6 protein-coding genes are annotated in these 6,885 nt (G+C 59.1%); 2 read left to right on the top strand and 4 right to left on the bottom strand.

Translation table 11 applies throughout. From position 1 onward, the window contains the following. Positions 1–45 precede the first annotated feature (45 nt). The gene (locus BFP92_RS30055) at positions 46–1,377 is read right to left on the bottom strand and encodes an IS110 family RNA-guided transposase (RefSeq protein WP_065911656.1); all 1,332 of its coding nucleotides are present in this window, start codon (positions 1,375–1,377) and stop codon (positions 46–48) included. Positions 1,378–1,646: 269 nt separating this feature from the next. After that, positions 1,647–2,249 carry a glutathione transferase GstA gene (gene gstA, locus BFP92_RS30050; protein WP_065932248.1) on the bottom strand — a complete coding sequence of 201 codons (603 nt, stop codon included), beginning with the start codon at positions 2,247–2,249 and terminating at the stop codon, positions 1,647–1,649. Between the two features lie 96 nt (positions 2,250–2,345). Here gstA and BFP92_RS30045 point away from each other — a divergent pair, with 96 nt between their 5' ends. Both BFP92_RS30045 and BFP92_RS30040 read left to right on the top strand, forming a co-directional pair. Next, a complete protein-coding gene (locus tag BFP92_RS30045) occupies positions 2,346–3,215 on the top strand; it encodes a LysR family transcriptional regulator (protein ID WP_065932247.1) in 870 nt (289 codons plus the stop codon). Between the two features lie 167 nt (positions 3,216–3,382). Beyond that, positions 3,383–4,702, top strand: coding sequence for a methyl-accepting chemotaxis protein (locus BFP92_RS30040; protein ID WP_065932249.1), 1,320 nt, complete (start codon positions 3,383–3,385; stop codon positions 4,700–4,702). A gap of 129 nt (positions 4,703–4,831) precedes the next feature. Here BFP92_RS30040 and BFP92_RS30035 read toward each other — a convergent pair whose 3' ends face one another. Together BFP92_RS30035 and BFP92_RS30030 are read right to left on the bottom strand one after the other, a co-directional pair. Beyond that, positions 4,832–5,341 carry a hypothetical protein gene (locus BFP92_RS30035; protein WP_065932246.1) on the bottom strand — a complete coding sequence of 170 codons (510 nt, stop codon included), beginning with the start codon at positions 5,339–5,341 and terminating at the stop codon, positions 4,832–4,834. A 132-nt stretch (positions 5,342–5,473) separates the two neighbouring features. Beyond that, the gene (locus BFP92_RS30030; RefSeq protein ID WP_065932245.1) at positions 5,474–6,883 is read right to left on the bottom strand and encodes an MFS transporter; all 1,410 of its coding nucleotides are present in this window, start codon (positions 6,881–6,883) and stop codon (positions 5,474–5,476) included. Between the last annotated feature and the right edge of the window lie 2 nt (positions 6,884–6,885).

Below are 6,885 nucleotides of genomic sequence, written 5' to 3'. Positions count from 1 at the left end.
GCTCTTATCAAACAAAAAATAACTCATTGTTTTTGCTCTTAAAAATCAAGCCGCTTTAACCAGCTGCAACCCCAACTTTCGCGCCTTGCGCTCCAAGGCGCGCAGTTGCCGGTCCCGGCTACGCTCTTCAAATTCCTCTATTCCTTTCTCAACATAAGGCTGACCTTTGGTCAGCATCGCGTAGATCAGTCGTGCCAGTTGATGCGCTGTCGCCTTAATCGCGCAACAGGTGTCCATCCGGGTCAGGCGCGCTCGGTGGCTGGCACCGATAAAACTTTTGTCGTTACGTGCAATAGAGGCGGCTTGCTTCAGCGCTTGAGCAGCTCGATTAATCACTTTCACCGTCTTTCCAGGAAGGGGTTTTCCTCCCGAAATTCTCGTCGGCGGTGCGAGGCCTAACCACGAACAGAAGTGCTGCGAAGTCGGAAAACGTGATAAATCCGCCCCCAATTCACTGGCCAAAACCAAAGCCGTGTCGATTCCTATGGTTGGGATTGCGGTCAAATCCACGCCCATGACCTTGTTCAGTGCGCGATGCAAAATCAGTTGCTGCTCATTTGAGCGGTGTGGGTTGCGCAGTGTTTTACTGGGCGGGACAACATCCGCCTGAAGCACTGGAAGTCGTTCCAGTGCGTGAGCAATGGCTTGGTCGCACTCACCAATTTGCTTTTCCAGAAAATCATAAGCCGCCAATTCCTGGCTCAGCGCATGCAAATGCTCGGCTCGCCAATTACCCCGCAAGCTACGGGCGACGGTGGCCTGGTCGGCTTTGACACGCTTGTCTCTGAGCATGGCGAGCACTTCTGGATCTCGTTCGCCCTCAACGATTGCTCGCAAAATGCTCATACCCGTCACCCCGGCAATGTTGCTGATGACCTGAGCCAGCTGGATGTTCATTTGGACCAGCGCCTTTTGCATCCGATTAAGCGCTTTGGCTTGGTCACGAACTTTATTACTACGCTGACGGACCAGTGAACGCAGTGAGCACACTTCGTCCGAGGGCCGAAAAGCGCCTCTCAGCAGGCCGTGCGTCATGAGCTGAAGGATCCACTGGCAATCAAGTACATCGGACTTTCGGCCGGTTATCTGCCGCGTTGCCCGCGAATTAACCAGATAGACCTTAAAACCTCTTCTATCCAATATTTCAAAAAGCGGGATCCAATAAACCCCGGTTGCTTCCATCGCCACCATCTTGACGCCCATGGATTCAAACCAGTCGGCCATGGCGTGCAAATCGTCGGTGAAGGTTGAAAACCTTTTAACCGGGTCAGCGCATTTGGTCGGATCAACGGCGGCCAAATGTTCACCGCCTCCAACATCAACGGCAGCGCAGTCAGGGTGGATGACCTCAAAACGTTTTTGGTTCTTGCGCGTCATGACAATTCCTCGCAGGATTGAATGACGCGGGCGGGGTACACGGTGGCGAGCGGATTCACTCTCTTATACGTGGTCACAGCTTGCTGTGCCGACAATGACTCCACGCCGATACCGTGCAGGCCACTCTCCCACTCGGGTGCTGACACACCAGTGCTGGTTACGGCCTTTGCCCCGCCCGCGTTCTTCAACCTTACGATGAACCAGTTTGATGCGCGACAGCGCTACATCGAAGAGGTGGCGGGTCCTCCCACAGTGAATTGCATTTCAGGTCATGGATTTTCAGCAGCCAGTGCCGCCGTCACGGCAGGCCGTGCGCCGACGCGTTGTTGAAACGCCGTCAGTGCCGGCCACGGCTGCAGATCAATGTCATGAACTGCCGCCCAGCGCAGCAGCACAAACAAATACGCATCCGCTACCGAGTACTGCTCGCCCAGCAAATAATCCTGACGCTCCAGCGTCTGCACCAGAAACGCAAAGCGCTTGAACAACTTGGCCACAAACGTGGCTCGCACTTGGCCTTGAATCGCCGGGTTGAAGAAAATCCCCAGCCCGCCGTGAATCTCGCTGGCGATGAAATTCAGCCATTCCTGCAAACGCACACGCTCCCAACTGCCATTGGCCGGGGCCAAATGGGCGGTGGGTTGCAGGTCGGCCAGGTATTGCAGGATCGCACTGGCTTCGGTCAGCACCTGACCGTTATCCAGTTGCAGCGCCGCCACATAGCCCTTGGGGTTTATTTGCAGGAAGTCTTCGCCATCAGCGGTGGTTTTGGCCTTGTTATCGACCCTTACCAAGTCGAACGGCAGCGCCAATTCGCGCAGCACGATATGCGGGGCGAGGGAACAGGCATTCGGAGAAAAATACAGTTTCATGTGGGGCTACTCGGTTGAATTTGCGCCAGTCTCGCGGGCATGGCACCGTGGGTAAAATTAAACCTTCAGACCCCTTCCATAAGGACAGCTACTGTCATGATGAACCTGATGCACTGGCGTTTGCTCGTGGCCGTGGCTGATCGCGGCAGCATTACGGCGGCAGCCGAACAGGTGGGCATGACCCAGTCCGCCGCCAGCCAGGCCATGGCGTCCATGGAGGCCACCCTGGGGGCGCAACTGTTCACCCGTGAGCCGCGCAAGACCTTGCCCACTGCACTTGGGCTAAACGTGATCGAGCAGGCGCGGGTGATGATGGGCGCCTTGCAGGCGATTCGTACCACGGTCGACGAAGCACGCCCGCTGTTGCGTGGGAGCATTCGCATCGCCAGTTTCCCGATGGTGATGGCGGCTTTTCTGACGCCGCTGTTGCAGCGTTTTCGTCAGTTGAACCCCGGTATTGAAGTGACCACGCTGGATGTCACGGACAGCGAAGTGCTCACCTTGCTCGACGCCGACCTGATCGACCTGGGCGTGGTGCTCAACCCCAAGCCCGAGCGCAACGCCACGGTGTTGGGGCGCGATTACTGGATGGCGGTGCTGCCGGCTGATCATCCCATCGCGCAGCGCCCGGCCGATGCCAGCGTGTCGCTGCAAGAACTGCTCGAACAACCCTTCGTGCTCGCCACCGGCGGTTGCACCGCCAATGCCCGCAGCCTGGGTGCGGATGCCGGGTTGAGCTTGCGTGATATCCGCGTAGAGGTACGCGAATGGAACAGCGCCTACAGCCTGGTGCGCGAGGGCGTCGGTGTCACGCTGGTGCCAGAAATGGCCTTGCCGGCCCAGCGCAATGGCCTGCGCGTGATGCCGCTGACGGTGCCGCTGCACCGTGAATTTGCCTTGGTCGGCTCCACCACCCGGGCGCCTTCAGCCGCAGCCTGCGCATTGTTAAAAATGCTGGCTGACTAGTGGCCTTGCATAGCGTCAAGCCCTGTCTATGCTCACCCAGAACCGTTGATGACGTTTGGCATATAAAGCGTTTCGGATGGTTATTTCCCCATGAAGGTTAGCCAGTACTATCCAAAAAATGAATGGAATGCGCCTTCCGGGCGCCGGGAATCAAGGGTGATCTGACCATGTTCAACCGCCATCACAAATCCGACCTGCAAGAAATCGAACGTTTTTCCTGTGCCCTCACCGAGTCCAATGCCAAACTCGCTGCCATCAGCCGGTCCATGGCGATGATCGAGTTCGACCGCAATGGCGTGATCCTCGATGCCAACGACAACTTCTGCACAGCCATGGGCTACAACGTGGAAGAGATCCGCGGCAAACATCACCGTATTTTCTGCGAAGAGGCCTACACCCATACCGAGGCCTACACCCAGCTATGGCGCGACCTGGCGCGCGGCGAAGCCCTCAGCGGCACCTTTATGCGCCTGAACAAGCGTGGCGAAGAGGTATGGCTGGAAGCCAGTTATATGCCGGTGCTCGACAGCCACAATCAGGTGCAGAGCGTGATCAAAGTGGCCTCGGATATTTCGGCGCGGGTCCACCATGAGCATGAGAACCAGAGCCTGATCGACGCCATCGGCCGTTCCATGGCGGTGATCGAGTTCACCCCGCAGGGCCAGATCCTCAACGCCAATGACAACTTCCTGCGCACCGTGCAGTACTCACGGGAAGAAATCATCGGCCAGCACCACAGCATGTTCTGCCACCGTGCCGAGGTTGAATCGCCGGCCTACAAGGCCTTTTGGGCCTCGCTCAACCGGGGCGAATATCACTCCCATCGCTTCGAGCGCAAGAATAAATACGGCAAGACCCTGTTTCTGGAAGCGTCCTATAACCCGATCTTCGACACCAACGGGCGCCTCTACAAAGTGGTGAAGTTCGCCAGCGACATCACCGACCAAGTCACCACCCTGCGCACCGCCGCCGATTCGGCGCATGCCACCTCGGTGCAAAACGACGCCTGCGCGCGCAAAGGCTCGGAGGTGGTGCAGCAAACCGTGCAGATCATTGAAGAGATTTCCAGCGACTTGAACCAGGCGGCCCAGAGTATCGACGCGGTGAGCAAGCAATCGGACATCATCGGCTCCATCGTGCAGACCATCCGCAGCATTGCCGAACAAACCAATATGCTCGCGCTTAACGCGGCCATTGAAGCGGCGCGGGCCGGCGAGCACGGGCGTGGTTTTGCGGTGGTGGCCGATGAAGTGCGCAGCCTGGCCGCACGCACCAGTCAGGCGACGGTGGAGATTGTGGACGTGGTGCGCAAAAACCACGACCTGTCGCTGAGCGCGGTGTCGAGCATGCAGTCGAGCCTGAGCCGCACCGGCCTGGGTGTGGAGCTGGCCAATGAAGCAGGGCAGGTGATCCTGGAGATTCAGGAAGGCTCACGGCATGTGGTGGATGCCATCAGCCAGTTCAACTCCACCCTGCAATTGCAATAGACACATGAAGATCGTTCCCACGCTCTGCGTGGGAATGCCTCACTGGACGCTCCGCGTCCGCTCTTGGGACGCGGAGCGTCCTTGGCTGCATTCCCACGCGGAGCGTGGGAACGATCAACAGGGGGTCGGTTAGATCGCGGCCAGGGTTTCTTTAACCGCCTGCGCCGGGTCAGTGGCTTTCGCCGCTACCTGCTGCTCTTGCTGCTGCTTCACACGGTCTGCCACTTCTTTGGCAATTGCGTCCTGTTTTTCCTGCGGCATTGCCTGCACTTGCGCCTCGGTCAAACCCTGTTCCTTGAGCAACTGCTCGCGGATGCGTTCGGCCGGGGATTTGTTCATGTAGTCGGTGAAATCAGCGCGGGCAGTGCTGGTGCCCGAACCGGCTGCCGGCACATCCGTCGATGCCGTAGGGGCGGCGGCGGTGGCTTGCAACTGCACGCGGGTCTTGGCGAAGGCTTCGTCGATGCGGTCGTTGGCCTTGTCCAAATCCTTTTGCGCGGCCGGTACGGTCACGCTCTGCTGCGCCGCTTGCAGGGCGCCGCTGTACAGCGTGCTGGCGGCCGCATTGGCCGGGTCCATGTCGGGACGCTTGAGCTGTTGCACGGTCGATACGGGTTGGGTGTTGTTGTTGATCAGCATGATCGCTCACCTGGGATGTGTTCGGTGCCTCAGGTGGAGCAAATAGCATGCCGAGGGCCAAGCCCCCGTGTTTATTGGGGATGGTGGGGCCGCCGCGGCAAACGTTGTCTCGCAGGCGGCCAACTGTTGCCGTCAGTGGGCAATATTCTCCAGCGCCAAATTGCGCGTGCGCGGGCCGAACCAACTGATGGTGATCATCACGATCAACATGCTGCTGGCAATAAACGCCAGCACGCCCGGCGTGCCGAGGTGCTCCAGAATAAAACCGATCAACAAGCTGCTGAACACCGTGGACAAGCGGCTGAACGAATAGCAGAACCCCACCGCCCGCGCACGGATATTGGTCGGGAACAGTTCACTCTGGTACGAGTGATAACTGAAGCTCAGCCAGGCATTGCAGAAGGTGATCATTACGCCACAGATCACCAGCCCAACGGCCGTGGTTTGCAGGGCGAACAGGCTGCCGAAGATCATCGCACCCATGGCCGAGCCGACGATCTGCCATTTGTTTTCGAAGCGGTTGGCCACCTTCACAAACAGTAACGGCCCCAGCGGATAGGCGAGGGTGATGATAAAGGCGTACATCAGGCTGTGGGTCACGCTCACGCCCTGGCCCGACAGCAACGCCGGCAACCAATTGCCGAAGCCGAAAAAGCCGATGGCCTGGAACACATGAAACACAATCAGCATCAACGCACGGCGGCGGTACGGCGGTTGCCAGATATCAGCGAAACGGCCGCTGCCTTGCACGCTGACGGCCTCCGGCTCAGGTTCATCCAGCGGTTTGCCGTGATCCTTTTGGCAGCGCGCCTCCAGGCTGTCCATGATTTGCCCAGCCTCATCAAAGCGGCCTTTTTGCGCCAGCCAGCGCGGTGATTCCGGCAGGCGCTTGCGCAGTTGCCAGATAAACAGCGCAAACACTGCACTGCTGAGCACCACCCAGCGCCAGCCGGACACCCCGAACGGCGCCTGGGGCACCAGCCACCACGACATCAAGGCCACCGCCGGCACCGACAGAAACTGGATAAAAAACGCGAAGGCAAACGCCGAACTGCGCATGCGCTTGGGCACCAGTTCCGAGAGGTAGGCATCGATGGTCACCAGCTCGATCCCCAGGCCAATGCCCACCAGAAAACGCATGCCGATAATGCCCAGCGCCGAGGTTTGAATGCCCATCAACACCGTGGCGACCGTGTACCAGATCAACGCAAAGGTAAAGATCGCCCGGCGCCCGAAACGGTCGGCGATGGGGCTGAGCAGGCTGGCGCCGAGGAACAGGCCCAGAAAGGTCGCCGAGGCGAACGCGGCCTGGTCCGAGAAGCCGAACACGCCTTCGCTGCCGGTGTGGAAGATCCCGTCGCTGATCAGGCCAGGGCTGATATAGGCGGTCTGGAACAGGTCATACAGCTCGAAAAAACCACCGATCGACAGCAGCGCCACCAGGCGCCAGACGGTGGCGACGGCGGGCAGGCGGTCAATGCGCGCGCTGATATGGGCTGCGCGGATCGGGTCGATGCCGTCGGCGGTGGAGAGTGCGGGCATGG

This window comes from Pseudomonas sp. 58 R 3 (assembly GCF_900006605.1).
Taxonomy (GTDB): Bacteria; Pseudomonadota; Gammaproteobacteria; order Pseudomonadales; family Pseudomonadaceae; genus Aquipseudomonas; species Aquipseudomonas salomonii.
The sequence above is the reverse complement of the archived record's forward strand: the minus strand, read 5'-3'. Positions and strand labels throughout refer to the sequence as shown.